The sequence below is a fragment of the Thermaerobacillus caldiproteolyticus genome, from assembly GCF_015326725.1.
Classification (GTDB): domain Bacteria; phylum Bacillota; class Bacilli; order Bacillales; family Anoxybacillaceae; genus Thermaerobacillus; species Thermaerobacillus caldiproteolyticus.
Map to the genome: position 1 here is coordinate 1 of NZ_CP064060.1, position 26707 is coordinate 26707.

29 protein-coding genes and 2 pseudogenes are annotated in these 26707 nt (G+C 37.7%); 21 read left to right on the forward strand and 10 right to left on the reverse strand.

Going from position 1 to position 26707, the window contains the following annotated elements:
- Window positions 1–180: 180 nt before the first annotated feature.
- On the reverse strand, window positions 181–441 hold the full coding sequence (locus ISX45_RS00005) for a response regulator (protein ID WP_309505636.1): 261 nt from the start codon (window positions 439–441) through the stop codon (window positions 181–183).
- 515 nt (window positions 442–956) lie between these two features.
- Between ISX45_RS00005 and ISX45_RS19310 the strand changes: the two genes are divergently transcribed.
- From ISX45_RS19310 to ISX45_RS00015, 3 genes and pseudogenes are all read left to right on the forward strand, one after another.
- Complete coding sequence (locus tag ISX45_RS19310) at window positions 957–1190, forward strand: hypothetical protein (protein WP_228485593.1); 234 nt, start codon at window positions 957–959, stop codon at window positions 1188–1190.
- Between the two features lie 18 nt (window positions 1191–1208).
- Window positions 1209–1352, forward strand: coding sequence for a hypothetical protein (locus ISX45_RS00010; protein ID WP_228485594.1), 144 nt, complete (start codon window positions 1209–1211; stop codon window positions 1350–1352).
- Window positions 1353–1376: 24 nt separating this feature from the next.
- Window positions 1377–1832, forward strand: a pseudogene (locus ISX45_RS00015) (ArpU family phage packaging/lysis transcriptional regulator).
- 84 nt (window positions 1833–1916) lie between these two features.
- On the opposite strand, the gene ISX45_RS00020 reads toward ISX45_RS00015, so the two are convergent.
- Together ISX45_RS00020 and ISX45_RS00025 are read right to left on the reverse strand one after the other, a co-directional pair.
- Window positions 1917–2120 (reverse strand): hypothetical protein, encoded by a 204-nt coding sequence (locus tag ISX45_RS00020; RefSeq protein ID WP_194519655.1) that lies wholly within the window; start codon window positions 2118–2120, stop codon window positions 1917–1919.
- Window positions 2121–2253: 133 nt separating this feature from the next.
- Window positions 2254–2817 (reverse strand): cysteine hydrolase family protein, encoded by a 564-nt coding sequence (locus tag ISX45_RS00025; RefSeq protein ID WP_194519656.1) that lies wholly within the window; start codon window positions 2815–2817, stop codon window positions 2254–2256.
- A gap of 480 nt (window positions 2818–3297) precedes the next feature.
- Here ISX45_RS00025 and ISX45_RS00030 point away from each other — a divergent pair, with 480 nt between their 5' ends.
- Complete coding sequence (locus ISX45_RS00030) at window positions 3298–3837, forward strand: GNAT family N-acetyltransferase (protein WP_194520574.1); 540 nt, start codon at window positions 3298–3300, stop codon at window positions 3835–3837.
- 223 nt (window positions 3838–4060) lie between these two features.
- On the opposite strand, the gene ISX45_RS00035 is transcribed toward ISX45_RS00030, so the two are convergent.
- Window positions 4061–4564, reverse strand: a complete 504-nt coding sequence (locus ISX45_RS00035; protein ID WP_194519657.1) for a DinB family protein — start codon at window positions 4562–4564, stop codon at window positions 4061–4063.
- Between the two features lie 761 nt (window positions 4565–5325).
- Between ISX45_RS00035 and dfr the strand changes: the two genes are divergently transcribed.
- The 6 genes from dfr to ISX45_RS19815 all read left to right on the forward strand — a co-directional run bounded on the left by dfr (window position 5326) and on the right by ISX45_RS19815 (window position 8585).
- A complete protein-coding gene (gene dfr, locus ISX45_RS00040; RefSeq protein ID WP_194519658.1) occupies window positions 5326–5814 on the forward strand; it encodes a DfrD/DfrG/DfrK family trimethoprim-resistant dihydrofolate reductase in 489 nt (162 codons plus the stop codon).
- A gap of 243 nt (window positions 5815–6057) precedes the next feature.
- Window positions 6058–6930: an AraC family transcriptional regulator gene (locus ISX45_RS00045; protein ID WP_194519659.1), complete on the forward strand. Its 873-nt coding sequence runs from the start codon at window positions 6058–6060 to the stop codon at window positions 6928–6930.
- A 321-nt stretch (window positions 6931–7251) separates the two neighbouring features.
- A complete protein-coding gene (locus ISX45_RS20130; RefSeq protein WP_374058294.1) occupies window positions 7252–7587 on the forward strand; it encodes a glucosaminidase domain-containing protein in 336 nt (111 codons plus the stop codon).
- A complete protein-coding gene (locus ISX45_RS20135) occupies window positions 7545–8003 on the forward strand; it encodes a LysM peptidoglycan-binding domain-containing protein (RefSeq protein ID WP_374058295.1) in 459 nt (152 codons plus the stop codon). The genes ISX45_RS20130 and ISX45_RS20135 overlap by 43 nt, the downstream gene beginning before the upstream one ends.
- Window positions 8004–8290: 287 nt before the next feature.
- Window positions 8291–8440 carry a sporulation protein YjcZ gene (gene yjcZ / locus ISX45_RS19810; protein ID WP_194519660.1) on the forward strand — a complete coding sequence of 50 codons (150 nt, stop codon included), beginning with the start codon at window positions 8291–8293 and terminating at the stop codon, window positions 8438–8440.
- 61 nt (window positions 8441–8501) lie between these two features.
- Complete coding sequence (locus tag ISX45_RS19815; protein WP_081260451.1) at window positions 8502–8585, forward strand: YjcZ family sporulation protein; 84 nt, start codon at window positions 8502–8504, stop codon at window positions 8583–8585.
- A gap of 835 nt (window positions 8586–9420) precedes the next feature.
- Here the strand turns inward: ISX45_RS19815 and ISX45_RS00070 are convergent.
- Window positions 9421–9762: a hypothetical protein gene (locus ISX45_RS00070; protein ID WP_194519661.1), complete on the reverse strand. Its 342-nt coding sequence runs from the start codon at window positions 9760–9762 to the stop codon at window positions 9421–9423.
- Window positions 9763–10163: 401 nt separating this feature from the next.
- Between ISX45_RS00070 and ISX45_RS00075 the strand changes: the two genes are divergently transcribed.
- Together ISX45_RS00075 and ISX45_RS00080 are read left to right on the forward strand one after the other, a co-directional pair.
- Window positions 10164–10424 (forward strand): DUF2164 domain-containing protein, encoded by a 261-nt coding sequence (locus ISX45_RS00075; protein ID WP_228485595.1) that lies wholly within the window; start codon window positions 10164–10166, stop codon window positions 10422–10424.
- A 460-nt stretch (window positions 10425–10884) separates the two neighbouring features.
- On the forward strand, window positions 10885–11775 hold the full coding sequence (locus tag ISX45_RS00080; protein WP_194519539.1) for a transposase: 891 nt from the start codon (window positions 10885–10887) through the stop codon (window positions 11773–11775).
- Between the two features lie 871 nt (window positions 11776–12646).
- Here the strand turns inward: ISX45_RS00080 and ISX45_RS00085 are convergent.
- Window positions 12647–12796, reverse strand: coding sequence for a YjcZ family sporulation protein (locus ISX45_RS00085; RefSeq protein WP_181555579.1), 150 nt, complete (start codon window positions 12794–12796; stop codon window positions 12647–12649).
- Between the two features lie 395 nt (window positions 12797–13191).
- Between ISX45_RS00085 and ISX45_RS19330 the strand changes: the two are divergent.
- The 6 genes and pseudogenes from ISX45_RS19330 to ISX45_RS00110 form a co-directional block, all read left to right on the forward strand.
- Window positions 13192–13338, forward strand: a pseudogene (locus ISX45_RS19330) (sporulation protein YhbH); the annotation flags it as partial.
- Window positions 13339–13642: 304 nt separating this feature from the next.
- The gene (locus ISX45_RS00090; protein ID WP_181555580.1) at window positions 13643–14593 is read left to right on the forward strand and encodes an efflux RND transporter periplasmic adaptor subunit; all 951 of its coding nucleotides are present in this window, start codon (window positions 13643–13645) and stop codon (window positions 14591–14593) included.
- A 6-nt stretch (window positions 14594–14599) separates the two neighbouring features.
- A complete protein-coding gene (locus ISX45_RS00095; protein ID WP_220129443.1) occupies window positions 14600–15310 on the forward strand; it encodes an ABC transporter ATP-binding protein in 711 nt (236 codons plus the stop codon).
- Entirely contained in the window at window positions 15288–16457 is a 1170-nt protein-coding gene (locus ISX45_RS00100; protein ID WP_228485596.1) for an ABC transporter permease, read from the forward strand. Before ISX45_RS00095 ends, ISX45_RS00100 begins: the two co-directional genes overlap by 23 nt.
- Window positions 16458–16766: 309 nt before the next feature.
- Window positions 16767–17438, forward strand: coding sequence for a response regulator transcription factor (locus ISX45_RS00105; protein ID WP_181555581.1), 672 nt, complete (start codon window positions 16767–16769; stop codon window positions 17436–17438).
- Window positions 17439–17454: 16 nt separating this feature from the next.
- A complete protein-coding gene (locus ISX45_RS00110; protein WP_194519663.1) occupies window positions 17455–18678 on the forward strand; it encodes a sensor histidine kinase in 1224 nt (407 codons plus the stop codon).
- 568 nt (window positions 18679–19246) lie between these two features.
- Here ISX45_RS00110 and ISX45_RS19335 read toward each other — a convergent pair.
- Together ISX45_RS19335 and ISX45_RS19820 are read right to left on the reverse strand one after the other, a co-directional pair.
- Window positions 19247–20413, reverse strand: coding sequence for a hypothetical protein (locus ISX45_RS19335; RefSeq protein WP_228485597.1), 1167 nt, complete (start codon window positions 20411–20413; stop codon window positions 19247–19249).
- 823 nt (window positions 20414–21236) lie between these two features.
- On the reverse strand, window positions 21237–21371 hold the full coding sequence (locus ISX45_RS19820) for a hypothetical protein (protein WP_258561030.1): 135 nt from the start codon (window positions 21369–21371) through the stop codon (window positions 21237–21239).
- Window positions 21372–21460: 89 nt separating this feature from the next.
- On the opposite strand from ISX45_RS19820, the gene ISX45_RS00120 reads away from it, so the two are divergent.
- Window positions 21461–22438 carry a LacI family DNA-binding transcriptional regulator gene (locus ISX45_RS00120; RefSeq protein WP_181555583.1) on the forward strand — a complete coding sequence of 326 codons (978 nt, stop codon included), beginning with the start codon at window positions 21461–21463 and terminating at the stop codon, window positions 22436–22438.
- 31 nt (window positions 22439–22469) lie between these two features.
- Here the strand turns inward: ISX45_RS00120 and ISX45_RS00125 are convergent, their stop codons facing one another.
- Both ISX45_RS00125 and ISX45_RS00130 read right to left on the reverse strand, forming a co-directional pair.
- Complete coding sequence (locus ISX45_RS00125; protein WP_194519664.1) at window positions 22470–23162, reverse strand: response regulator; 693 nt, start codon at window positions 23160–23162, stop codon at window positions 22470–22472.
- 13 nt (window positions 23163–23175) lie between these two features.
- Complete coding sequence (locus tag ISX45_RS00130; protein WP_194520575.1) at window positions 23176–24753, reverse strand: ATP-binding protein; 1578 nt, start codon at window positions 24751–24753, stop codon at window positions 23176–23178.
- A gap of 108 nt (window positions 24754–24861) precedes the next feature.
- Here ISX45_RS00130 and ISX45_RS00135 point away from each other — a divergent pair, with 108 nt between their 5' ends.
- On the forward strand, window positions 24862–25911 hold the full coding sequence (locus ISX45_RS00135; RefSeq protein ID WP_194519665.1) for a TRAP transporter substrate-binding protein: 1050 nt from the start codon (window positions 24862–24864) through the stop codon (window positions 25909–25911).
- 81 nt (window positions 25912–25992) lie between these two features.
- Complete coding sequence (locus tag ISX45_RS00140) at window positions 25993–26550, forward strand: GNAT family N-acetyltransferase (protein ID WP_194519666.1); 558 nt, start codon at window positions 25993–25995, stop codon at window positions 26548–26550.
- The last annotated feature ends 157 nt before the right edge of the window (window positions 26551–26707 follow it).

The window sequence follows — 26707 nt, forward strand, 5'->3', positions numbered from 1 at the left end:
TGTTGAGGAAGGTGTAAGGTTAAAACCTTGATTCGTTTTTATTTATAGACAATGTGTTGATTTTGATTGAGCCTTTAACGCAGCTTTTTTCATTTTCTATTCGAAAGTTTTTCTCTAGATAATGCCAATTTTAATTCGAAAAAAGAAACAAAATGACAGGTGAGTTCCAAAAAAGCACTTCTATAAAGAAGTGCGTAATACATAAAATTTATTTAAATATGGAATTAATTGTTTTAAACAGGACTTGACTATGAAATCCTTAGCTCCTATTTGAAGAGAATCAATAATTAAGCTTTTTTGCCTCATTGCTGAACAAATTATTCCTTTTGATTTTTGATCAAATGTTAAAATATCTTTTAAAGCATCTAATCCATTCATAATAGGCATAGTTAAGTCAAGTATAGCAATGTTCTTTGTAAAGAGACACAGCATTACTACCATCAGAAGTCTCAGAGACAACTTGGTAACTATTATCGGTTAGGAGATTCTTTAATAAATTTCTCATAAACATTGAATCGTCAGCAATTAATGCAGTTTTAAACAATTTAAATCACCTTTTGCTAAATAACAATAGCTAAAAATTCATAAATAATTGAGATAACGAGAAAAAAGAGCATTCCTTCTGAATGGGTTTTTGGATCATTCGAACAATATTTAATTAGTTCCGAAATCGTTTCAGGCTTAGGAAAATCTTTAATCTTGTAAAAACCTTAGAACAATTGCTAATAACAAGGTGATTAAAAAAGTTAAAAAAGGCTTCAATTCAATAAAATAATCAAGTGCATTACTCATTGAGGACATCTCCTTTGTGATATATTAAACATTTTTATGTATATATCGACATTATTTTTTATAATTTGAGTTTTTTTGGAAAATATTCAAAAAATATTTACAAGAATTTTGCCGATTAGTGTGAGTGAAAGTCGAAAAATGTAAATACAGAGGGGAGGATTCTTATGAATCAGCTACAACAAGTTTTTACTATTGCATATATGATAAATTTTTACATCAGCGGTCTTCTTAGTTTATATGGTAATAAAACTGAATGTATCCAAGATCAAGAGCGTGAGGACACTGATTGTACAGAGGTAGCATGGCCATCTCTGTATGATTGGTGTCCTCTTTTGTTTTTACTAAAACGAGATAGAGGAATGTGCATGAGGACCATCCAGCAGCAACTTCAAAAATAGATGCAAGAAAACAAGATAATGCACTGGACAGATAAGCATAAAAAAGAGCAGAAGCAAAAACGCCCGGAAGAACGGTTTACAGAATGCGAATTAAAAGAGTTGATGGGTGTGAATCGGCTGATTTATCGTCGCTCCCAAAGCGGCGTTTTTCGTCAAAGATAATGATTCATTTCGGAGGTTGAGAAAATGGAAAAACAATTAGAATTTATCTTACCGGAAATTGACTGTGAAGTTACAAAAAAAGCAGTTGAAGCGGCATTAGAAAAGTATCGTATTTTTTTACTTACGTTGCGATTGGATCAGCTGCCAAGAGTTACCCAGCAGTATTCGCTCGTTTCTCCTTCCAATACAAACAAATTCCATTCCTCAACTGAAGAAATGGCTATAAGAAACGCCGATTATGAGCGGGAACGCAGCGAATATATTAAGCGGGTAGCGATGGCAGTGAATTGTTGAGGTTATTGGGAACGTACGATTCTTATCCGATGCTATATGACGGAAGACGATGTATATGATGACGAAGTTTACAATGAGATGGGAATGAGTGAAAGCAAGGACTATCGATTGAGAGCAAGTGCTTTGTATAAGCTGGCTTTCATATTGCGGATCGAAGTTTATAAAGAAGAAAAGGCACCTGTGTAGGTGTCTTTTTTGTTAAATATTAGTATTGATTAAAAGAAAAAAGGATCAGTTTTTGGTCCTTTTATATGTCTACTTCAACAAACGCTAGTTCAAATTTTTTAGTTCTTTTTTGTCAGGCAGTTTCTTATAAATATCAAATAAATCTATTATAGTTTTTTTAATAAATTCATCTCCACCAGTTCCATTTATTGCAGTATCAAGCTTCGCATAAATAATCATTAACAGACTTTTCGCTTCCGACTCATCTAATTGAGTAATCTTCTCTTTTATTTTTTCAAGTTCTAACAACAAAAGCTCCTCCTATTAACAAGTATAAGCTCTATCGCGATCCTGTCCCGTTAGCCACCATGCCACATTTCATGGCACCACAGATGATGAAAGTTAAGATGAAATTGTTCTTCCATAGGGATGAAACAAGACTTCATTCGATGTCAATGAAATTTTGGGCAAAGAATTGTTCAACACTGATTACTTTTGCGTATATTCCATTCAAAGAAGCTAAAATTGCGTTATGCACATATTCAGCAGGAATAGTCTTTTCATTAAATCGAAGACTTTTGGTTGCACAGGCATCATGTATAACAATACATTCAAAGCCAAAATCAAAAGCAGCTCTTACAGTTGCGTCTATACACATATGAGTCATCATGCCACATATAACCAGACGATTTATTCCTTTATTCCTAAGTTGTTCTAACAGTTTTGTATCTCTAAAACTGTTCGGGTAATTCTTTTGAATGACTACTTCATTAGGAAATGGTTCTACATTTTTATGTATTTGAACACCTTCAGTATTAGGTAGAAAGAAGGTAGCATCACTTCTTGTTGATATATGTTGAATATGGAATATGGGCAGAGATTTCTCACGAAAAACAGAAAGTAATTGTCTAGCCCTTTGACTTGCCTCAACAGAACCTTCAAGCTCCATTTTTCCATTAGGAAAATAGTCATTCTGAATATCAATGATTATTAAAGCAGTATTCATAAGACTCCCTCTCCAATCTCCATCAAGAAATTTGAACCTATTTTTTATAATATTACCATAAACCATTGAAAATGAGTTTATTTGCATTATCCTGTCCTTTAGTCACCTATACCGCATTCCGCAGTACCACAGATGACGAAGTTAATTCGTTCTTCCATGGGAGTTGAACAAGAAAATCAACAACAAGCGATAACAGAGTCTTGGTTTTAAGATGACAGAAAACTGAAAGAAAAATGACAGAAAGACGACAGAATATTTCTGTTTAGGCGTATTATGATAGTATCGTGGATATTTTATTCGAGCGGGGCGTCACTCCGATCGGGGGGCGTTTTTTTATTTTAAGCTTTGTTAAATGTGAATACTGATTTTATCACTTTTTTCTTCTTCAACTGGCAGATTAGTTCAATAGAAATAATTTACAAATATTATCAACTCTAGGTAAATTAAAAATAACAAATAGTTAAAGGAGAGAACAGTGTGATGATTGAACTAAAATATTTTGAGCGTTCAGATTTTAAGCAACTGATTAATTGGATTGATTCACCAAAATTTTTACTTCAATGGGGAGGGCCTCAATTTGATTACCCGCTGAACGAAAGTCAGCTAGAAAAGTACATTGAGAATGCGAATAATGATACCTCTGATACTTTGATATATAAAGTAATACATAAAGAAACAGGAAATGTTATTGGTCATATTTCTTTAGGTAAAATTGATAGAAAAAATAAATCAGCAAGAATAGGTAAGGTTTTAGTTGGAGACAAAAATATAAGAGGTCAGGGTATAGGTCAATTGATGGTAAAAGAAATACTGAGAATAGCATTTGAAGAACTAAAATTACATAGGGTTAGTCTTGGGGTATTTGACTTCAATAAATCTGCGATTGCGTGTTATGAAAAGGTTGGTTTTAAAAAAGAGGGATTACTCAGAGATTGCAGAAGGATAGGAAATGAATATTGGAGCTTATGGGAGATGAGTATTTTAGAAAATGAATGGTTTGATAAAAAAATCAACTCTTGATACACATATCTTTAAGTGAGCTAACGAGTATGATAGTTGAATAAGACATATAAAATACACGGGAACGTCTGTCTAAATGACAGGCGTTTGTATTTTGCTCTGTTAAATTTCACGTTGATTTTTAGACCACAGAACAAAGCAAAGACCGAAATGAATCGGTCTTTTTTGTGAGTCTTATCAACTATCGCAACCAGTTAGTTACCCTCAATTAATTTTTTATTGATTACATTTTAGGAGCTTCCATACCTATCTGAGCCCATTCCTCTTTGGATGGGCCATAAAGACCAGGAACAATTAAACCTGCTTGGCGCATAAGAACAGTCATTTGCCCTCGATGATGAATTTGATGTTGAATCAGGAATAAAAGAATAAGACCATTTGACATTTTCCTCCAAAAAAAGTCTTGTTCTTCTTTAAGACTATCGTCGGTCCATTGAGTTTTCACTGCCTCAACAAAAGCATTACTTGCTTGTTGATAACTGTCAGATATGAACTTTGACGAAGAAGGAACAGGATAATCTTCAGCAGGGGCGTTAAAAGACAGACCTGTTCGAGACGCTATAATGTTAATTGCTGTTACTGTATGCCAAGCAATTCGTCCTAATGTCCAATTTTGAGGCGTTACTTCTTGTGATAGTGATTCATCTGTAAGCTGATTAAGTATTTTTTGAGTGGCGTCTGCTTCAAATTCCCATAATTTAAAGAAATCATCTAAGGTTTGAAACATATTCATCCTCCTAACTTTATCAATATTTATAAGAGTTTCCTGCACACATAACCAATATATTCCTTTTTAGAGTCATTCATTCAGATAAAAAGGCATACTCTTTTCGTATCGTCATATTATTGAGTAATTATTTTAATACTAGCTCCTTATTGGACTACTCCCGAAATAGTGAAAATGATGCGCTGGAGGAAATTTAAATAGAAACGTCTGTCCATGTGACAGGCGTTTTTATGTTGCTCTGGAGTGATGAACGTGAAAAAGCAGAAGAAAAAACGAAAAGAGAAATTGAGACGTCGGGAACTGCTTGACTTGGATGGGAGTGAATCGTCCGACGCACAAAAGAGTGCATGGGGCGATTAGGAGTAAATGACATTTAAAACTTCCTTGATTTATCAAGCTTTAAAACTTTGGTGCGCCATTACATATCACAAGTCGCATGTGCTGGAACAACTACATACAAATTCGAGATGAAATCATACAGCAAGCATTAGACGACTTACTATTAGGAGGTATGTAAGATGGCTGTTTATCTCGCTCAACGAACCCTAGATGGTGCATACACGTATGAATACGTCATTTCCAAGCGTCCAGATCTCAAAACAGAGATAGATTCTTAAAGACCAAGAGAATTTAATAACGCAGTAGGAAGATATCGTGAAGTAATACTTGTTCAATTATGGGGGGAGATTAGTCGAAGAAGGAATTTCATTAGGAATGCGAAATTTACATGGTAATACAGTTAAAAAAGGGTTGTGTTATATATGAATATCTCTTTAATTGTTGCAATGGATAAAAATAGAGTAATTGGCAAGGACAATGACATTCCGTGGCGATTACCAAAAGATTGGCAGTATGTTAAGAAAACTACAATGGGACATCCGATCATAGTAGGTAGAAAGAACTTTGAATCAATTGGAAGGGTGTTACCCGGACGAAAAAATATTGTTTTAACAAGAGATACGGATTTTACCTTTGAAGGTTGTGAAATTGCTCATTCAATCGAAGATGTTTTTGAGTTATGTAAAAATGAAAAAGAGATTTTCATTTTTGGAGGAGAACAAATATATAAATTGTTCCTTCCATACGTTAACAAAATGTATATTACAAGAATTCATCACGAATTCGAAGGAGATGCCTTTTTTCCAGAAGCTAATTTTGATGAATGGAAGGAAGTATCTGTTGAGAAAGGGATAACCAATGACAAAAATCCTTATATTTACTATTTCCATGTTTATGAAAGAAAAGCCTGAATATCAATAAAACTAACTGGGGCGTTAATCGAAGGACAAAGGTCAACATTTGTAAAGATGTTGACTTTTTTATTTCACAGTAGGAACAAAATGTTCAATAATAAAACACAGTTTTTATTAAACTAACTGAGTAGGTTACTCAAAGATGCACATGATCATGTATCTATCCTACATAATTGTGCACAAAATGTCGGGTGGATACATTCAGCTCCTGCTATTCTTTTAATTAAGGGAGGTCATATAATGGATTTGCTTAAGAACATGAACAGAGCAATACAATATATTGAAGAAAACCTTACTCATGATATTGATTTTAAAGAGGTGGCAAGGATCGCTTGCTGCTCCGAATATCATTTTAAAAGGATGTTTTCTTTTCTTGCAGGTATTACACTATCAGAATATATCCGCCGCAGACGCCTTACTCTTGCAGCATTTGAGCTTAAAGATAGCAACGTAAAGGTCATTGACATTGCGATGAAATACGGCTACAGCTCACCAGATTCTTTTGCAAGAGCTTTTCAAAACTTGCATGGTATAACACCGTCGGAAGCCAGAAATCATGGCCATTCACTTAAAGCCTATCCACGAATGACCTTCCAGTTATCAATTAAAGGAGGGAATGAAATGAACTATCGAATTGTAGAAAAAGAGGCATTTCGCATTGTTGGTATTAAGAAAAGAGTTCCTATCATTTTCAAAGGAGTTAATCCGGAAATTGCCTCGATGTGGAAAAGCTTAGATGATGAAAAGATCAATAAACTTAAAAAACTTTCTAATGTCGAGCCATTAGGACTGATTCAAGCATCCACGAACTTTTCTGAAGGCAGAATGGAGGAAAAAGGGGAGCTTGATCATTATATTGGCGTGGCAACAACTAAGGAATGTCCAGCTGAATTTACACAACTTGAAGTTCCTGCCTCAACATGGGCTGTATTCGAAGCAATCGGACCATTTCCTGATACACTGCAGGATGTATGGGGACGCATTTATTCTGAATGGTTTCCAACCTCAAACTATGAACAAATAGAAGGGCCAGAAATCTTATCGATCGGAAGCAAAGATTTAACTTCACCAACTGTAAAATGTGAAATTTGGATTCCAGTTCTGAAAAAGTAAAAAGACATTAGATATATCTGTTGGGATATTTTTGTAAGAAATTTCTGGTAATAGAGTGCCTATTAATTATTAAGTGCTATAGTTTAATAAAACATACGAAGTCAGCAGTAAACTGCTGGCTTTTTTGTTGCAGTTGGACGATAATGCAACACATCAACGATTTAATAACGGTGTTTTTTTATTAGGTGGTGAAAAAATGAAACCAATTCGCCGACACTTGGTCTTCTTGCTGACATCGACAGCTACGAATCACTTCTTTTTACTCGATGATGGCACGAAGTAGGAGAATTTGAACTGCGCATCAATCGGCATACGGAATTGTTGCAACGCGGTAACCTCATTTTGCTTGGTGCAAGCAGGAACAAGGTTGGTATCATTCGTCATCGTGAAATTGAGCTTGATGAAAACAGTAAGAAAACAGAAAACTGGCTCGTGAAAGGCATTGCGCTGAAAGGAGTCGTGGCGCAACGGATTCAAGAAAAGTCCAGAATTCTTGCTTCTCTTGTGATTGCACAAGCGTGCCTTGAATCGAACTTTGGACAAAGAGGACTAGCTCAAAATGGGAAAAATCTCTTTGGTGTGAAGGGTGCATATAACGGTCAATCGATAACAAAATGTCAACGACCGAATATAAAGATGGAAAGCCGATCAAAGTGAACGCGGCATTCAGAAAATATCCAAGCTGGTATGAATCTCTCTGCGACCTCGCTGGACTTTACAAAAACGGAGTCTCTTGGGATCGGAATAAATACAAGGCAGTGATTGGAGAAACAAACTACGTTCTTGCTATTCAGGAGTGTGGATATTGTACTGATCCGAATTATGCTACAAAGCTAATTAATATCACCGAAAAGTACGGGCTGCATAAATACGATAAAGTCGGAAATAAGAAGCCAGTGAAAGTGCAAGCTGTGTCCAAAAAAGAAGAACCTCAAATTTACATCGTGAAAAAAGGCGACACACTCACCGCAATTGCGAAAAAGTATAATACAACGGTGCAAAATTTGGTGAAGCTGAACAAAATTAAAAATCCCGACTTGATTCTTGTCGGACAAAAATTGCGTTTAAAATAGCACCCCTGCCGTTTGGCAGGGATTTAGCTTGGCTCCAAAATTGACAAGCTGGGCTCGATCTAAACTAGATCTGATCTCTTTTAATGTAATATACCACTTTACATAAATTAGGGATTATTAGAAATGCAATGAAATAGTATCTATATCTATTAGATAAATGTGGAATTTTCTTATCAGTTGATGAATTTATCCAAGCTAACTCTTTTTAAGAACATACATTAAAAGTAGGGATCGCAATTAGCTATCCCCCCAATACTCAATAGAATATTATAAGGAGGGGAAACATTATGTGTTGGGGATATGGAGGATATGGCGGTGCAGGATATGGATATGGTGGCTACGGCGGCTACGGTGGCGGTGGCTTCAATTTTGCGTTGATTGTTGTATTGTTCATTTTATTAATTATTGTAGGAACTTCTATTTGGAGCTGGAGCTAACTAATAAGCCTAACGTTCTTATAAAAAACAGACTGCTTACCATAAATAGGAGGTGCTAGATATGAGTGCTTTTGCCTTAATTGTTGTCTTATTCGTCTTACTTATCATTGTAGGATGTTCTTGTACAGGTCTAGGCGGTTATTAATTCCCCACAAGGTGACATTAACCTCTCTTAATTTCCTCATTTAATCGGAATAGGTGGTTTCGTTTATTGAAAAAGAAAAGGGCAGGTTGAGTTAATCTGTCCTTTTGTCATATAGACTTCTGAAATGAAAGGAGGATGAATTAAATGCCGTTTTTTGGATTTGGTAGAAGAGACTTCTTTTTTCGTGACGACTTTAGAAGAAGACGGTTTTTTCCTTTTGAAAGACGGTTTTTCCCCTTTGAAATATTCGAAATAGAGAGAAGAAGAAGACGCAGATTCTAATTAAGCAAATGATGTAAACAGTGTTTCCATGGGCCTACGGGCCTTTTTTTATAGAGAAAGATCATCTGCTGTGAAATAAAAAAATCCACATTTAATTTTTTTGCAATGGTTTATTGCACGAAACTAAAGGGATTGTCGTAGAGTCTCCATCTTAAACCTTTAGCTTAATAAGGATTTTTCGCTCGGAAGTGGCTCGATTTTAAATGTTTTATACTCATTTAATCCCTTAAACACAAATCCATCCTTTAATAAAATTTTACGGTATTAAATCCTGTTCTTTTATCCTAATTTGGATAGTATGGATTCAAGTGAATGAAGCACTTCTTTAACTATCTGTTTGCTGGATCAGTTGAGTATCTTTTTGATAACCCCCTCTCCTAGAAATAATGAATGCTCTTTCATTATCCTGAGTAAACCCTATTTTCAGTACCAATGAATTCACAATCCAAATCAAAAAAAGAGTTGGAAAATGTTATAAGAAAACGTTCCAAGCTCTTTTTTATTTAAGGTCTGTTATTCAACAAAACCACCCGTTAGCTCAATAAGATTATTGTTACATAGAAGTTATGAGTAACATAAGAAACATCAGACCAGCCAAAGAAACACTTAAAAGAATGCTTAAAACAGACGTAATTGAGTTATTTTTAAAATCCCTTATCCCAAAAATAAGACCACCTAAAACTGCCCCCCACCATAAAACATCAGCGATTACTTGCGGAAAACTTGCTAATACTTCTGTAAAAAATAATGTAAACAAAAGTAATTGAAAAACAAGAGAGATACGTACACCCCAACTTGGTTTATTGAGAATATTCTTGTTTTTAATGTGCAAAGTAATACCAACAGTACAAGCCATAAAAACAAGTATCATTACAAATATCATAATTAACCCCATTATAAGTCCTCTCCAATACTTTTTATATTTATTTTACATTAAAATTGCCAACTACCTCCTTTAAAAGCTGAAATTTAACAATATCTATTTATTTAACATAACTGTCCTGTTAGTTGAAGAATAGTGATGATGAACTCTTCAATAATCGAGCTGGATTGTTGAGGAATGTTTTCAATGCAACTGGAGATTTATGTTAAAATATAGCATGAAAATTGTGAGGAATTTCACGTAAACAAACGGGGGAGGTTAGTTGAACAAGAAGACAAAAAAATTTTAAAAAGGGGGATTGTGTAAAAAGAAGTAATACATAAAAGCTAGTAAAAAGAGTGGCATTTATGAAATCAGAAATTCAAAGAGTTAATTGACAACACAAAATCTAAAAGATTAGGGGGGAGAATTTGATGTATATTAGGCTTCCGAAGGAAAATAAAGACCAAATTATTTGTAAAATCAAGGATTATTTTTATAATGAATGGTCAGAAGAAATTGGTGATTTGGCAGCAGGAAACCTACTTGATTTTGTTTTAAAAGAAATTGGGCCTTACTTTTATAACCAAGGCGTGAAAGATGCAAAAGAGATGATTGAACAGAAAATGATAAGTTTAGAAGAGGATATACAATCTCTTGAAAGACCAATCATACCTTACAAGAAGGATTATTAAACTTCCTTGTTGAACTAACGGATGCGTTAGTTTAATAAGAACTCAAAAAAGGACTCATGCGGTCCTTTTTTATTTACTAAATTATTAACATTATCATTTAACAGAGACTATGACACCAATATTGCTGTCTGAATTCATAGTGATTTTATAGCTCTTTTCTTCATAAGAGACCTGATTTTTATCTTTATCGTCAGCTGTATTTGATAGTGCTTGTCAAATGTATCTATATAAATTACGTGCTTTAGCAATGATACATCCTGTACTAATGACTTTATCAGAAAAATCTACAAAACCATCATATTTGTTCTGAAGCTATAAGATTGATAACCAATGATGTTTTTATTGTTGTCATGAACGTGTTGCAAAACGCATAATGGATGCATAAATGCACATAAAAAATCCACCACCTTGGAAATCATATACAGTGACCAAAACCAACTACCAAGGGGTGGACACTATCATGATTTCCAATTTAAACAAAGAACATGCATGGTCTTATGAAATCGATCCACTTTTAGCATCCTTATTTCGATATATCGACTCGCTGTCGTTGCCGGAGACACCGTATGTGACAGGAAGACCGCCGGTGTCGAAAAAATCTTTATTGAAATGTTTCTTTTTGAAAACCTATTTTTCCATTGATTCCTTGCGAAAATTAGTACGCATTCTGCAGCGTTTTCGCTGTTTTCAGCGGGCTTGCGGGCTTAGTGAAGTTCCTCATCTTTCTACGTTTTCCCGTGCGGCAAAGTGGTTTCGGGAACAGGGATTTCCTGTTTTTCACGCACAGCTGCTCAAAGATCTAGAAGTACGGTATCCCAAAATCGTGCTGATCGACAGCACGGCCCTTCGAAGCAGTCTTTACGATTCACAGGCAAAGTGGGGAGTGTCCACCCGATATCACTGGTTTAAAGGATATAAACTCCATCTCTGTACCACTACCGAGGGAATCATCTTATCTCACGTGTTGACCACAGCGAACCGGAATGATGCGGCAGTGGCACCAGAATTGCTTGCTTCTTTGGGGCAATGGGATATTGAGTTCGTGTTAGGGGATGCCGCGTATGACAGCGAAAAGGTTCGACAAACTGCTGAGCAAGCAGGAATCTTATTCATTTCCCCCATCAACCGCCGCAATAGCAAGGAACGAAAAGATGCCTATGGCCGGGTTCTTCCTGTCTTGTTGAAAACGAGATTTGGCCAATGGCTGTTTGGGCTTCTCCGCGAGATTGAACGGGTATTTAACGAGCTAAAGAGTGATGGGGTGGAGCAACCCCGATGGTATGGATTTCATCGATATTTACTGCATGTGTTATGTTGCATCCTTATGCATAACTTCGAGTTTTTACTCTAGTTTTGCAACACCATCAAAGAGGAGAAAGCATAAAAAAGGCGGAGTAAGACTAAGTATAGTTCTGATAATATGGAGAAACAATACAAATAACATAGTTAAATCGAGTGTAAAATTCGTATAGATTAATCAAAATTAATTGGCACCTTATTTCGCGCAATGACAACAGCCATTGGCATGCTTTGATTCAACTTGCGAATTGGCGTGTTAAAAGGGATGTTGAAACGAAATTTTCTCTTGGAATTGAAAGGTTACGAGGAAATTTATTGTGAGAAGCTAATGAACGAACGTTGGTGTTAATTATGGTAAAATAGAATAAATAAACTTTTTAAAATCAGATAACTAAAGTATTTAAAGGAGAGATATTGTTAAATACATTCGGAATTTTAGGTTTCGTTTTTGGAATTTTGGCTTTTACTACTACACTAAGTTCCAAGAAAAAAATTGAAGAATTAGAACAAAGAATTAGTCAATTAGAAAATAACAAATAGGGTACAGAAAATTAAACAATAGTGATTGTTGAAAATAGTATTTGTGTATTGTGTTAACGGATGCTTTAGTTTAAATGGTAAGAGTAACTTTAAAAAAGCTTGAGGATGGATTTTCCTCAAGCTTTTTTATGAGCAACTTACTATGTGATTTTTGCTACGAATGAGTGTGGAATTGATGTTGTGATTAAAGATTTTCTCCACAAAAACGGAACTATTTAGAGTAAGACTCCGCCCTTTTTAGCTGGCCTGTTAAATTGCGGTGTTGAGTTTTAGACCACATAAAAAGATCGAAATAAATCAGTCTTTTTGTGTGTTGTTCCAACCATGGCACTTATAAACGGAAAGCAAGCATTTTAGCAATCCTCAAATACTCAGAAAGGGGATTACCAGAATCCGAATCCTGGTCCATAACCACCGCCGAAGCCATATCCTCCCCGGAAACCGCCAAAGCAGCCACAACCAACAATGATTAATAAGATGAACAGAACGACGATAAATGCAAGGCCACCACCTGCATATCCTCCACCACTCATTTAATGACACCTCCATTTATTAGCCTACAGTTTATAATACGGGACTTTTTATCAGTTTGATTGGACTCTTATCATTTTCCGCGAATGCTGATTATTTGTTATTGGATTATACTGCTCCGTTAGTTGAACAGGAAAACTAAAACCAGAGCCGTTGAAAAAAGGGGGGGCGGAGATCCTGGTTTATATGAGTCTTTATTGTGTATTCATTGCCCCATCAGTCAGAAAAGAGAAGCTGGAGAAATGGTGCAAGCAAGTATGAAATTTCGCATAAGAAAGGAAGAAAAAAATATGATGCCTTTTTTTAATGATCCTAAAGCTCAATCGGTATTACAGAAGTGTATAATATTTATTAGGCTATTATAAATCAAAAAAGTATATAGGGTGTATAGTTGTATCAGTACAACCGTCATTCTACTTTAATGTCCGCCTATAAAAACATTAAAGACGAAAAATTCCGCTATTACATCCTCAAACAAAAATCTGATGTCTTCTATGCGATGAAAACATTCTTCCGTAAAGAAGAGAATAAAGCGTTCGTATGAATCCTCTGCATGAAGCAGGGGATTTTTGTTTTGGCATCTCGATAAGAAGCGGAAAATGATATACAAGCTAGCTAAGGGGGAGTAATAGTGGTAGAGAGAGATTTTTCTTCTCCGAAAATTTTACGAATGTTTCTCATATTTAGGAATGTCTATGTTGCTACATGCAGAGCAGGGCTTTCCGAACAAATAATGATTGTATGGAACCTAGCCGGATTCGGTTAGGTTTTTTTATTAAGAAAAAATTAAGAAACAGTCTACATAATAGGCTTATCCAAGTTACCTATAGATAAGGAAAGGAGAATTGATGTTGAAAAAATGGGTGATCATTTTCGTCATTGCGATTGTAGTCATTGGAGGCGGTGTGTGGTTTTTTGCCAAAGGAAAAGAAGAACCAACGATGGCGCAGGTGCAGACCGCTTCTGTACAAAGAGGAAAACTGGAAGTGAAGGTGAGTGGTTCTGGAACTGTTCAACCTGTTACGAGTACGGATATCAAAGCGACTGCTACCAAAGAAGTAGACGAAGTACTTGTTTCTGAAGGAGAGAAGGTGAAGGAAGGGCAAGAGTTAATCACATTTACGGATGGAAGTGAGGCAATTACAGCACCGGCAGATGGAACAGTAACATCGCTTGACGTGGCGGAAGGAGATCGTGTAGCAAATGGGCAAGTTGTCGCCCATATTACGAATTATGATGACTTGCAAGTAACGGTGCAAATCGATGAGTTAGATATTCCAAAAGTAAAAGTGGGACAAACAGCAAGTATAAAGATAAATGCCTTTCCGGATACAACATATACGGGAAAAGTGACATCAATTGCAAATGAAGGAACCGTGTCGAATGGGGTTTCGACATTTGATGTGACTGTTCATATTGACAAACCAACGAATGTAAAAGTCGGGATGACAGCTGAAGCGAGCATTTTAGTACAAAGCAAAGACAATGTATTATATGTGCCGATTGAAGCCGTTCATACAGTAAATAACGAAAAGTTTGTGCTTGTTGCTAATCCATCATCTGACGGAGAGGGCACTGCAACACGGCAAGCAGTGAAAACAGGAATTAACAATGAAGATTATGTAGAAATTACGGAAGGTCTCACAGAAGGAGAGGTTGTCCAGTTGCCAAGAGTATCCGCTTCGTCTTCGAATAATGAACAAATGCGCGTCGGCAGAATGATGGGCGGAATGGGAGGAATACCCGGCATGGGCTCTTCAGGCGGCATGAATCGTAGAACAATGAATGGAGGGAGATGATCGAGAATGGCTGCACCGATTATTCAAATTGAAAATATGACAAAGACGTATACGCTCGGAGGAGAAGTGGTTCACGCACTGCGGGGCGTTTCTCTCCAAATTGAAAAAGGAGATTTTCTTGCGATTATCGGTCCTTCTGGTTCAGGGAAGTCCACGTTCATGAATATGATTGGTTGTCTTGATCGCCCTGACTCAGGGAGCTATATTCTTGATGGAAAAGAAATAGAAAAAATGAAAGACAATGAGCTTGCGACTATTCGAAATGAAAAAATCGGATTCGTTTTTCAAAACTTTCATCTATTAGCAAAACTAACAGCGTTAGAGAATGTCGAACTACCTTTATTATATCGTGGAGTGAAAGTGAAGGAACGCAAAAAAATCGCTTATGAATGCCTAGAAAAAGTCGGTTTAAAAGATCGCGCCCATCATTTACCTAACCAGCTCTCTGGAGGACAACAGCAACGAGTTGCCATCGCTCGAGCTCTTGTCGGCAGCCCGCCGATTTTGCTTGCCGATGAGCCGACAGGGGCACTCGACAGCAAGACAAGCAAAGAGATTATTCAAATTATGAAACAATTAAATGAGCAGGGACATACGATTATTTTGATTACGCACGATTGGGAAGTGGCAAACGAAGCAAAGCGGATTGTCCGTATTCAAGATGGCCAATTGTTTGAAGAGAGAGGTGATTTCGTTGGGACTTATTCAATCCGTTAAAATGGCGCTGCGCAGTATTCAAGGGAATAAATTGCGGGCATTTTTAACGATGCTAGGAATTATTATCGGCGTCTCTTCTGTCATTGTTCTCATCTCGATTGGTCAAGGTTCGAGCGAACAAGTAACAAATCAAATTAATCAGCTAGGAACGAACTTATTAACGGTAAACGTTATGAACTCCGATAGTGTCAAATTGACGACAGACGATGTTGAAAAAATTCGAGATATTCCAGGAGTAAAAGAAATTGCTCCAGTTGTGTCCGGACGGGTCAATGTGAAAAATGGCACGACATCTGCGCAAGTATCTTTAATTGGCACAACCTCCTCCTATCAAGCTGTGCGTGATGTTCAAGCCAACCAAGGTCGATTTTTGTCCGATATCGATGTAGCGTATCGGCAAAAAATTGTCGTTTTAGGAGCTAACACAGCGCAGACACTATTTGGTCTTGATAATCCGGTCGGAAAATATGTACAAGTTGAAGGGACATCGTTCAAAGTAGTCGGAGTCCTTGCTTCAAAAGGTGGTTCGCTTGGACAAAGCGGCGATGATGTGATTATAATGCCGCTTTCGACTGCACAAAGGTTGGTAAAAAACACAAGTATTCAAACGGTATACATTCAAGGAAAAAATGCAGAACAAGTCAATTTTGTTATGGCACAAGTGGAGAGAACATTAGCACGCATGTTTCCTAACACCGAAGATAGCTACAGCGTCTTTAACCAGCAAGATTTAATGGAGACGATGAGTTCGGTAACCAACACGATGACGCTGATGCTTGGAGGAATCGCCGGCATTTCTCTTTTAGTAGGCGGAATTGGGATTATGAATATTATGCTTGTGTCTGTGTCAGAGCGAACGAAGGAAATCGGGATTCGAAAAGCAATCGGGGCGAAGCGGAAAGATATTTTGCTGCAATTTTTAATTGAATCAGTTGTGCTAAGCGCTTTAGGAGGAGTCATTGGCGTGGGACTCGGATTTATCATTGGAAAAGTGCTAGCAACTGCGATGGGGCTGTCGATTTCTTATTCTACTTCCGTTTCTCTTATTTCCTTTTTATTCTCTCTTTTCGTCGGAGTGGTATTTGGCGTATTTCCTGCTAACAAAGCAGCAAAACTTGACCCGATTCAAGCGCTAAGATATGAATAGAAGGAGAAAGGACGAGTTAAAAAATGTTCTCCCGCCGAGAAATGCTTGATTTCGATAGCGGAAAGTTGGCGCTGCGAGCCGAGTGAGACAGTGAAAAAGCAGAGGCGGCGCAAAATAGCTCTCGGAGCAAATGTTCTTTGATCGCAGAAGGTGCTTGTCACTTCAAGAGAGAAGGTTATTTTAGATAATCTGACGCCCCTCTCTTGTCAGCAGAATGTCGCAATGGATGAAGAGTTCGGCCATAGGAAGCGATCGCTTTTGGCGACCGCTTTGTCTTATTATTAGTATAGGAGAAAGGTGGAGCAATCGATGAGACTATTAGTCGTTGAAGATCATCTTGATTTACTTGAGGCGATGATTGAAATCTTATCTGATGAGTTTGTCGTTGATAGTGCCACAGATGGCGAAGAAGGGTTATTTTTAGCCCTGCAAAACATTTACGATGCGATTATATTGGATGTGATGTTGCCGGGAATGGATGGTTTTGAAATTGTACAACGAATCAGAAAAGAAGAGATTGCTACGCCAGTTTTATTTTTAACAGCAAAAGATTCCCTCGAAGATCGGGTGAAAGGGTTAGATTTTGGCGGGGACGACTACTTAGTCAAACCGTTTCAAGCCCCTGAGCTGAAGGCACGCATTCGGGCATTGCTACGGCGCAGCGGCGGTTTTACGACAAAACAGACCATTCGCTATCGCGGGATTGAGCTATTCGGAAAAGAAAAGGATGTCATTGTAGATGGGCATCCTATCAAAGTAACAGCGAAACAATATGAGTTATTAGAGTACCTTATCCATAATAAGGGAATGATTTTAACAAAAGAACAAATCTATGATCGGGTATGGGGATTTGATTCGGATACAACGATTGCGATTGTCGAAGTGTTCATTCATCATCTTCGTAAAAAACTTGAACCGTTTGGCTATCATACGGATATTAAAACGGTTCGTGGCGTCGGATATATGTTAACAGACCAGTAGGGCAGGGGAGAAAACGATGTTTCAACGCACTCATCTTCGACTGACGCTGTTAAATTCGTTAGTTTTTTTCGTTTTAATTAGCGTCTTAGGGACAGCACTATATTCGTATATGCATGCCCGCTTGTACCAAGAAGTGGATGCAGCGCTTATGAGGGTAGCGGAACGAATAGCATATGGAAAACCATGGGAAAGGGACGTTCCTTTTTTACGAGATCCACGTGTGTTTATCGTGATTTGGAATGAAAAAGGCGAAATGATGGACCTGAATCGCGACACAACGATTTTCACACAAGCTCATATCGTTCCGCCTAAACAATTGAATGAACTATACGATATGAACATTGAAAACTTTTATTTTCGGGCGATTGCGATCCAAATGGATACGGACTTCGGAAAAATAACGGTACAAATTTTGCGAAATGTTAATTCCGAAAGAGAAATTTTAGATCAGCTTTTGTTGATCATTGTGACTGGATGCATAATCGGGGGACTTTGTGCAGTAGCAGCCGGATATTTTCTTGCGGGAAGAGCTCTTGTGCCGATTCAACAGGCATGGCAAAAACAACAGCAATTTGTTTCAGACGCTTCCCATGAATTGCGAACCCCGTTAGCGGTGATACAAGCGAAAACGGATTTATTGTTCCGTTCTCTTTCCGCAACGATTGAAGAAAAAATTGTTGATATTTCCGTTATCTCTAAAGAATGTAGACGACTTTCCAAATTAGTCGCTAACTTGCTTACATTGGCACGTTCAGATTCTAATCAAATTGAAATCAAAAAGGAAGCATTTCGATTAGATGAGTTGTTAAGAGAAATTGTTGATCATTATTCGGAAATTGCTTCTTATCAGCAAAAAGATATGACATTAAATGTAGAGTCTCCAATTTTATTTACTGCGGATAAAGAACGAATTCATCAGTTGCTTGTCATTCTACTAGATAATGCGATGAAATATACTGAAGAAGGGGGAAGAATTCACCTTTCTTGTCATCAAACTGCTTCTTCGATTACGCTTGAGGTACAAGATAATGGGATTGGTATTGCGAAAGAAGAGATTCCGAAAATTTTTGACCGCTTCTATCAAAGCGATAAAGCGCGTACGAAATCAGATGGAGCCGGATTAGGGCTTTCCATTGCTAAGTGGATTATTGAGAAGCACGAGGGAAAAGTAAAAGTTTATAGCCAATTAGGTGAGGGAACGCGCTTTGAAATTACTTTCCCGAAGTATCCAAAAAGATGAACGAACACTCGCATTTCATATGCAGGGTGTTTTTATTTTTTAGGAAAAGTTAAGGAAAGATGGACATATGGGTGTATTCCTCAAATAAGTAAGGAAAGGAGAATGATACGGGCCATTCATTTTTAGAATTGGTCTTATTGTTCTTATTATGTATGTAAACGGAGAAGAGAGAGGAAAGGAAAATTTCAAAATGGTTAGTGAACAGGGATTCCTGACCGGTTCGCGAAGCGGGAACTTGGGCAAAACCAGCTAATATAGGGTCATTGAATGGTGATGTTGCAATAGAAGAGGAGAAAGAAATTCGTTACAAAGATTCATCCGCGAACTTCATACGGGCACAATTGGTCTAGTGAGTTCGATTGGAATACTCGTAATACCTAGGACTGGTTTGATCATGTTCATTCATTTTCTTCTGATGAACCAAAAGGTGAACAAACGAAAACAGCTTGTTATGTGAGGCAATAAAAATATGGGGCCCGCTTTTCATGAAGGATAGCCCCATTCAAGTTTATCATCAATAACGGAGGAACCTCCTACAACCAATAATAAGGAAGTAGGCGGGAGTAACTCAATATTGACTTGATATCGTTTTTGCCATGGCTAAAAATTCAGCAAGATGACTGTCTTCTTTTGGAAGATGAATCGTTATGCGCATATTTGGATAATGCGCATTGTTTTTAATAAGAAATGCTTCTGTCCAATGATCTTCGTTATGGGTATGATAGACAGCCATTCCTGCGAAAAGAGGATGAGATTCAGAGGAGATCGATGTTGTTACTTGTTTATCAATGGCTTTCATTTTTTCCATTGTTTCGAATTCTACTTGATTCCAATCAACATCATCTCCAAGACATTCAATGTCCATATAATACTGTTCGTCACCTTTGATGTAAATGCGGTCGAGATGAGGTTCGACCGCATCTGCTTTGTAATTTGGTAGCACGTATAGATGGAATGGTTGATTCGAGCTTGTATAAAGGGTCCCTGTTGCTTTTGTTTCCTGACCATTGACGGTATATGTTATCGTGTGTGTTGAAGGAAGACTGCTAGCAGGCGAACTAGTTGGTTCATCAGGATTTGTCGTTTTTTCTTTTGACTTTGAAGTCTCTGTTTTTGTTATCGTTTCTAACATGGCCAAAATCGGTGCAAGCACTTCTTTGTTTCGTGGTGTTTGAATTGTGAACATCATCGGAATCGGTTTATTTACTCCAATGACGTTTACCGCTGTATCTTCTGTATGGGCCTTATACCAAACGGATTGTTGAAACATTCCGCTAAGATGAGTCGTATCTTGCCGGACAGCGCTAGAAGATATCGCTTTTGCTTGATCTTCAACGAGTTGGGTGTAATCCATTTCGCTTCCTTCTGGATGAATAAGACGAATTCTAACGACCATATCATCTTTTAGTAAAACATCTGAATTTGGCTCTTCTGCTTCGAGTTCCCATCCTTTGAGCGTGTATAAGGAAAACCCTTGATTATCGCTGGTTTTCAGAAATGCTGTTTCCTCATATTTTTTTCCATCAATAGTATAGGATAACTGTTTTTCAGAAGAAGGGGTTTGTTTTTCTTTTTGGTTCTGCTCATTGGTAGAAAGAGGGTGATTTTCTTTTTCTTTCTGCTCTTTTACAGGGACACTGCTGTTTGCTTTTTCGCTGCTTTCCTTTGTACCACATCCGGAAATAAGTGCTATGCTGAATAGAAATGCGGCTAAAGCTTTCCACGTCATTTTCATTAGTGATTCCCCCTTGATTATCAAGTACCCTGTATTATATTAGTCGAAACATCATTGGAAAGGTTACGTTTGCAGAAGTTCTGCTAAAATAGTTATGAAGAACAAAAAATACGAAGGAAGAAACAGGCGTTTTAAGAAGAAAAGCGACGGAAATAGCCGAGATTTATCAAAAAACGCAAAGATAAAAGCGGTGGCTGGTCCGATTGCGTAAGGATGGGAAGACGCCTGCGCTACTATTAAATTATATATCTTAATTGAAAGAATCATCTACTGATGAGGAGAGGATTGTTCCGATTCAAAGGATAGGCAAATCATCGATTTTTGTCCGGATGAAGACGACGTATTGCCGATGGAATCAAATAGGAAGTAAGCAATTTTTTGATGAACACGATTGAGAAGGTTTTTTCAAAGGTGACAGGGTGTTTTGTGATCGATTATGATAAACAATGTATCGTTGCCTCTATTAGAATCATATGGAGAGAAGAAGATACGCATACGGAAGAAAAAAAGAGAAATGTATCTTAGCTAATGTTTTATGATGTGATGGGTGATATGCAGAAAAAATGTTAGAAATGCTGTTCGGCTTAATAGCATATACGTGCATTATCCGGCATTAAGTGAGTTTGTCAATTGATTCGGGAGATGCGGATTGCCCCGGTGAATTTGGAGAAGAGAATGATGAACGTATGGACGGACAATCCGCAAGAAAGTATCATCTGGTTATCACAATTGCTGATTGAAACGTATGAATTTATAATTCAAATCGAAATATAGATCAATATAAGCAAAAGCTTCTCCTTGCTAGACCGGAGAATAAGCAAGTTTACATAAAGAATGTTTTGAATGGATCGTTTTCGTTGTAATATTCCTGTTCAGCTTTTGGGTTTGCCTGTAAAGCGATGTGTGCTCCAAACCATTCAATGAGGCATAAAAGCAGAAAAATGAATATTCCACCCATAGAAAAAATTCCCCCTTTATTTGTTTGTTGAAACTATAATGTATGAAAAGCGTTTCAATGCAATAGCTTTTTTGGAAAAGGTGAGGATGATGGCAAACATTCGTGAAATTGCAAAAGTAGCCGGTGTTTCGGTTGCTACGGTGTCAAGGGTATTGAACGGGTACCCTTACGTGAAAGAGGAAAAAAGAAAAGCGGTTTGGGAGGCAGTCGAGAAGCTCAATTACACGAAAAACATTAATGCTGTTCATTTAGCCAAGGGGAAAACATCGATAGTTGGGGTCGTGTTACCCTATGTAAATCACCCGTACTTCGGTGCGATTGTAGAAGGGATTTCGAGAGAAGCGCTTCGGTACGGTTACCATCTTCTTTTATTCCAAACAAACTACGAAGTACAGAAAGAGTTGGAAGCGCTTGAAATGTTGAGAATGAAACAAGTAGACGGACTGATCATTTGTTCGCGCATAGTCAGTTGGGATGTGATTGACGTGTATAAAGATGACGGGCCTATTGTTTTATGTGAAGATGTAAAAGGAAGAGACGTATTATCTGTTTACATTAATCATTACGAGGCTTTTCTGTTCGCGATGAAGTATTTAATGAACAAAGGTCACCGAAAAATCGGATATTGTATTGGGAGAACAACCGGAACGAATAGTAAAGCTCGTGAGGCTGCCTATTATGATGCTTTGCGGAACATCCATGAATCGCCAAGGAAAGAATGGATTTTCGACCATTGTTTGTATATTGAGGATGGAAAAAGAGTCGTGAATGAGTGGCTTGCGCTGCCGGAAAAACCAACGGCATTGTTAGTGTCAAGCGATCAAGTAGCAGCTGGCATCGTATTATGGGGAAGGCGCGAAGGAATAAATATCCCGGAAGATCTTGCTGTATTCAGTTTTGATAATCATCCAATTGCGGAAGCCCTGGAAATTACAACGATGGATTTGCCGCTTTCGCTCATGGGAACGAAAGCGTTTCGCATGATTTATCAGTGTTTGGAAACCGGCAAAATCGCAAAAAAATCGGAAAAATTGGATGCCCGTCTCATTGAGCGCTCATCGGTATAGCTAACAAAAGCAGAACAGGGCACACATATATTCACTGTTCTGCTTGTCTATATGCGTTTTTCATGATGTAACGGTTAACCGGGCGACCGATCCCTCCGTATTGAACGTCGAGTGTAACTTTTTGCTGCTTCTCTAAATATTCTAAATAGCGGCGTGCCGTCACACGTGCGATGCCCACTCCTTCGGCTACTTCCTCCGCTGAAACCGGCTCTGTTTGTTGACAAAGATAGTGGATAATTTTCTGAAGAGTAATATCGTTTAATCCTTTTGGAAGTCTATTGCGCGCTTCCACTTTATTTATTTGCAAAAGATTATCCAAATCTTGCTGTGTCAATGTTTCTTTTTCTTTTAGTTTTTGACGGAACGAATGGTATTTTTCAAGGGACTGCTGAAGCCGTTCAAATTTAAACGGCTTCATAATATAGTCGAAGGCTCCGTTTTGCAATACGCGTCGTACAGTATCGATATCGCTTGCTGCTGTAATGGCAATAACATCTACTGCATGTCCTTCTGTGCGAATGTTTTGCAATGTTTCAAGCCCATCTTGGTGCGGCATATAAATGTCAATGATAGCTAAGTCAGGTTGAAGTTTGCGAATCATGTGCATGCCTTTTATGCCGTTTCCGGCTATACCGATCACTTTAAATCCTTTTACTTGCTCAATAAATTGTCGATTGACTTCTTGCACCATTGGGTCGTCTTCAATGAGCAGCACTCTATACATATAACAGCGCTCCTTACATCTCAAATGTAATCGTAAAAATCGTTCCTTTTCCTTTTTCTGACTCTACGTGAATCTGTCCTTTCCCTTTTTCTACAATTTGTCTTACTAGGTGTAAACCGATGCCACGGCCGCTTGTTGCTTTTGTCGAAAAACCTTCGTCAAAAATGTGTTTCAGGTGTTGGGCATCAATGCCGCAGCCGTTATCCTCAACGGAGAGAGAAAGGATTTCCTCGTTTTGTTCAATGCTGATATATATTTCTTTCTCTCGATCGATGATACCTTGAAAGGAATCAAAGGCGTTTTCAATAAGATTTCCAAGAATGATAACGAAATCATGATGATCTAATGGAGATGGAAATGCGTTCAGTCGGCTATGGCGATCAATGATGACACGAATGCCGAGCTCTTTACCGCGACTAATTTTGCTGAGTAGAAGTCCAGAAATGCTTTCATTGTGAATCTGTTTGCTTAAAAATCGTGTTAGTTCTTCTTGTTTTTCTGTCATGTGAAACACATATTCAAGCGCTTTTTCTTTATAGCCCAATTGAATGAGACCGGCAATTGTGTGAAGTTTGTTCATATATTCGTGGTTTTGCACGCGCAAGGCGCTCACAAATGCTTTTACGCCAGTTAACTCCTCGGCAAGCTTTTTCACTTCAGTTCGATCTTGAAAGATGGCAACTGCTCCGACCGTTTGGCCATTTACTTTAATGGGAATTCGATTGCTCCAAATGGTTAAACTCCCGAGTTGTAGTTCCTTGTTATAAATCGGTTGGTTAATGGTTAAAATTTCTGGCAAATGCGTATCAGGAATAACCGAACGGATCGGTTTGCCGATGACGTCTCCGTGAATGCCTAGCATTTGTTTAGCTTTATCGTTAAAAATCGTAATTTTTTCATCGGTATCGATGGCAATGACTCCTTCGTGCATCGCATTAAACGTTTCCGTTCGTTCGACGAGCAGTTTAGCAATTTCATGCGGTTCAAGATGAAACATTTGTCGTTTTATATGAGAGGCAAGGAGCCATGCCCCCATTCCACCAAATAACAAGGAGAGCGTAGTGGTGATGAAAATTTCTGCTTTTAAGGAGGCCAGTACTTCGATAAAGCTCGGCAATTGATAGGCAGCGATGACTACTCCAATCTGCTGGTGTTCACGGTTCATAACCGGAACAAAAGCACGAATGACCGTTCCGATTTCACCACGCGCTTTTGATGTATACGTATGCTCTGCAAAGGCAGGGCCTTCATCCGCTCCATGGGAGATACGGCCGATCATTTTTGGAACGGGATGGGAAAGACGAACTTTGTTCATGTCAAGAACAACGATGTAATTGGCGCCATGAATAATACGGACGCGCTCAACAATCACATTAATCAAGGATCTCTCATTTTGTGTTCCTGTGATATAGTGTTTAATTTCAGGAAGCTCCGAGACTGTCCGAGCAGTAAGTAGTGCTCGTTGTCTCAACTCTTCCTCTTTTGTATGAAAAAAATCTCCAATGACGAACATGCCGCTTAACAATACGGAAAAACTGACAATAAAGAAAATAAGGATTGTAATTTTCCAGCGAATAGATAATCGTCGCAGCAATGGAAATCCCTCTTTTTTTATCGAGATGGTCTACTACGTTCCCATTTTATCATTTTCGGTTTTATATGATAGAATTTTCTTAAATTAAAAAAAGTGGTGTGGAACATGAAACAACGCTGGGCGGTTATAGTAGCTGGATTTTTTTTGTTTATAGGTAGCCTTACTTTTATTATCTATCATTTTTCAGAAGAAAGTCTTGTATATGATGACGAACAAGAAGGGTTAAATAAACAAATCGTCATTTATTTTAGTCATGTTGTTGCCGAAAATACGCCGAAAGGATTGGCGGCACAAAAGTTTGCGGAGCTTGTCGAGAAAAAAACAAACGGTCGTGTCAAAGTCGAAGTGTTTCCGAATGGATCCTTATATTCTGATGATGAGGAAATCGATGCGCTGTTGCGCGGTGATGTCCAAATGATCGCTCCTTCGTTTTCGAAGGTGACCGAGCTCATTCCTGAATGGCAAGTGCTCGATTTGCCGTTTATTTTCAAAGACTATCATGATGTAGAAAAAGCATTTACTGGGGATGTAGGGAAGCAGCTATTAGCGATGTTAGAGAGCAAAGGAATCAAAGGTTTGGCATTATGGAGCAACGGTTTCAAACAAATGATGAGTAATCGTCGTCTTTTGATTGAACCCCGTGATTTTTATGAATTGAGATTTCGAATTATGCCAAGTGATGTTATTAAAAAGCAATTTCAACTGTTAGGTAGTGAACCGATTGCTGTTCCGTTTGACAATGTATATAGTTCCCTTGAAAACCATGAGCTTGATGGCCAAGAAAACACGATTTCTAACATTTACTCAAAAGGATTTTACCGCTTTCAACCGTATTTGACGATCAGTAATCACGGGTATTTAGGTTATGCCGTGATGGTCAATAAACAGTTTTGGGATCACTTGCCGAAAGAGATTCAGAAAAAAATTACTGAAGCTATGAAAGAAACGACGATTTGGAATTTACAGCAATCCAAACGGCAAAACGAACAGCAGCTTGCTCAGTTAAGGAAAAATCATCGCATTCATATTTACGAATTGACAAATACAGACCGGAAAAAGTGGAAATCTCAATTTGCACCTTTATATCAAGAATTTGAAAAAGAGTTTGGCAACCATTTATTACGGCAAATTCAAAAAGAAGAGGGGGAATCTTAGCGCTATGTTCAACATAAGGGCATATCTCCTCTATAACATACAAAAACATACGTTTCTTTTTTGAAAGGGAGAGATTTTTGGATGAGGTTGTATGAAACGAACCGTTTAATATTAAGGGAATTAGATGAAACCTTTGCTTTGACAGTATTAAATTATTATCAAAGGAATAAAGATTTCTTGAAGGAATGGGAAGCAGAAAAGCCAGAGGATTTTTTTACATTAGAATACCAATCTGAAAGATTAAAGAAAGATATCGAATTAACGAAATCAGGACACATCCTTAAACTATGGTTATTTCATAAGGATGATAAAGATTTTGCTAGAACAATTGGTTGCATCAGCTTTAGTAATATTGTGAGAAGCATTTTACAATCGTGTATTTTGGGGTATAAGCTGGATAAAGATGAGTTAAATAAGGGATACATAACAGAAGCACTACGAAAAGGTATCAAGATTATATTCAACGAATATCAACTTCATCGAATTGAGGCTCCAATCATGCCGAGGAATGAAGCTTCTATTCGAGTCGTAAAAAAATTAGGATTCGAAAATGAAGGGATAGCCAAAAAACTTCTAAAAGTTAACGGGAAGTGGGAAGACCACATGAGGTGGGTATTGTTGAATGACGAGATGCAATGAATGAATCTTCTATAATTATTAATAGGGGCGATATAGCTGGCAACTGATATGTGTTTACCTTTTTTAGCTCTTGATAATGGGGTCTATTATTTTTTAGACCAAAATGAACAAAAAGACCATTATTAACGTAATATTTATATTTTTTGAACATTTTGTT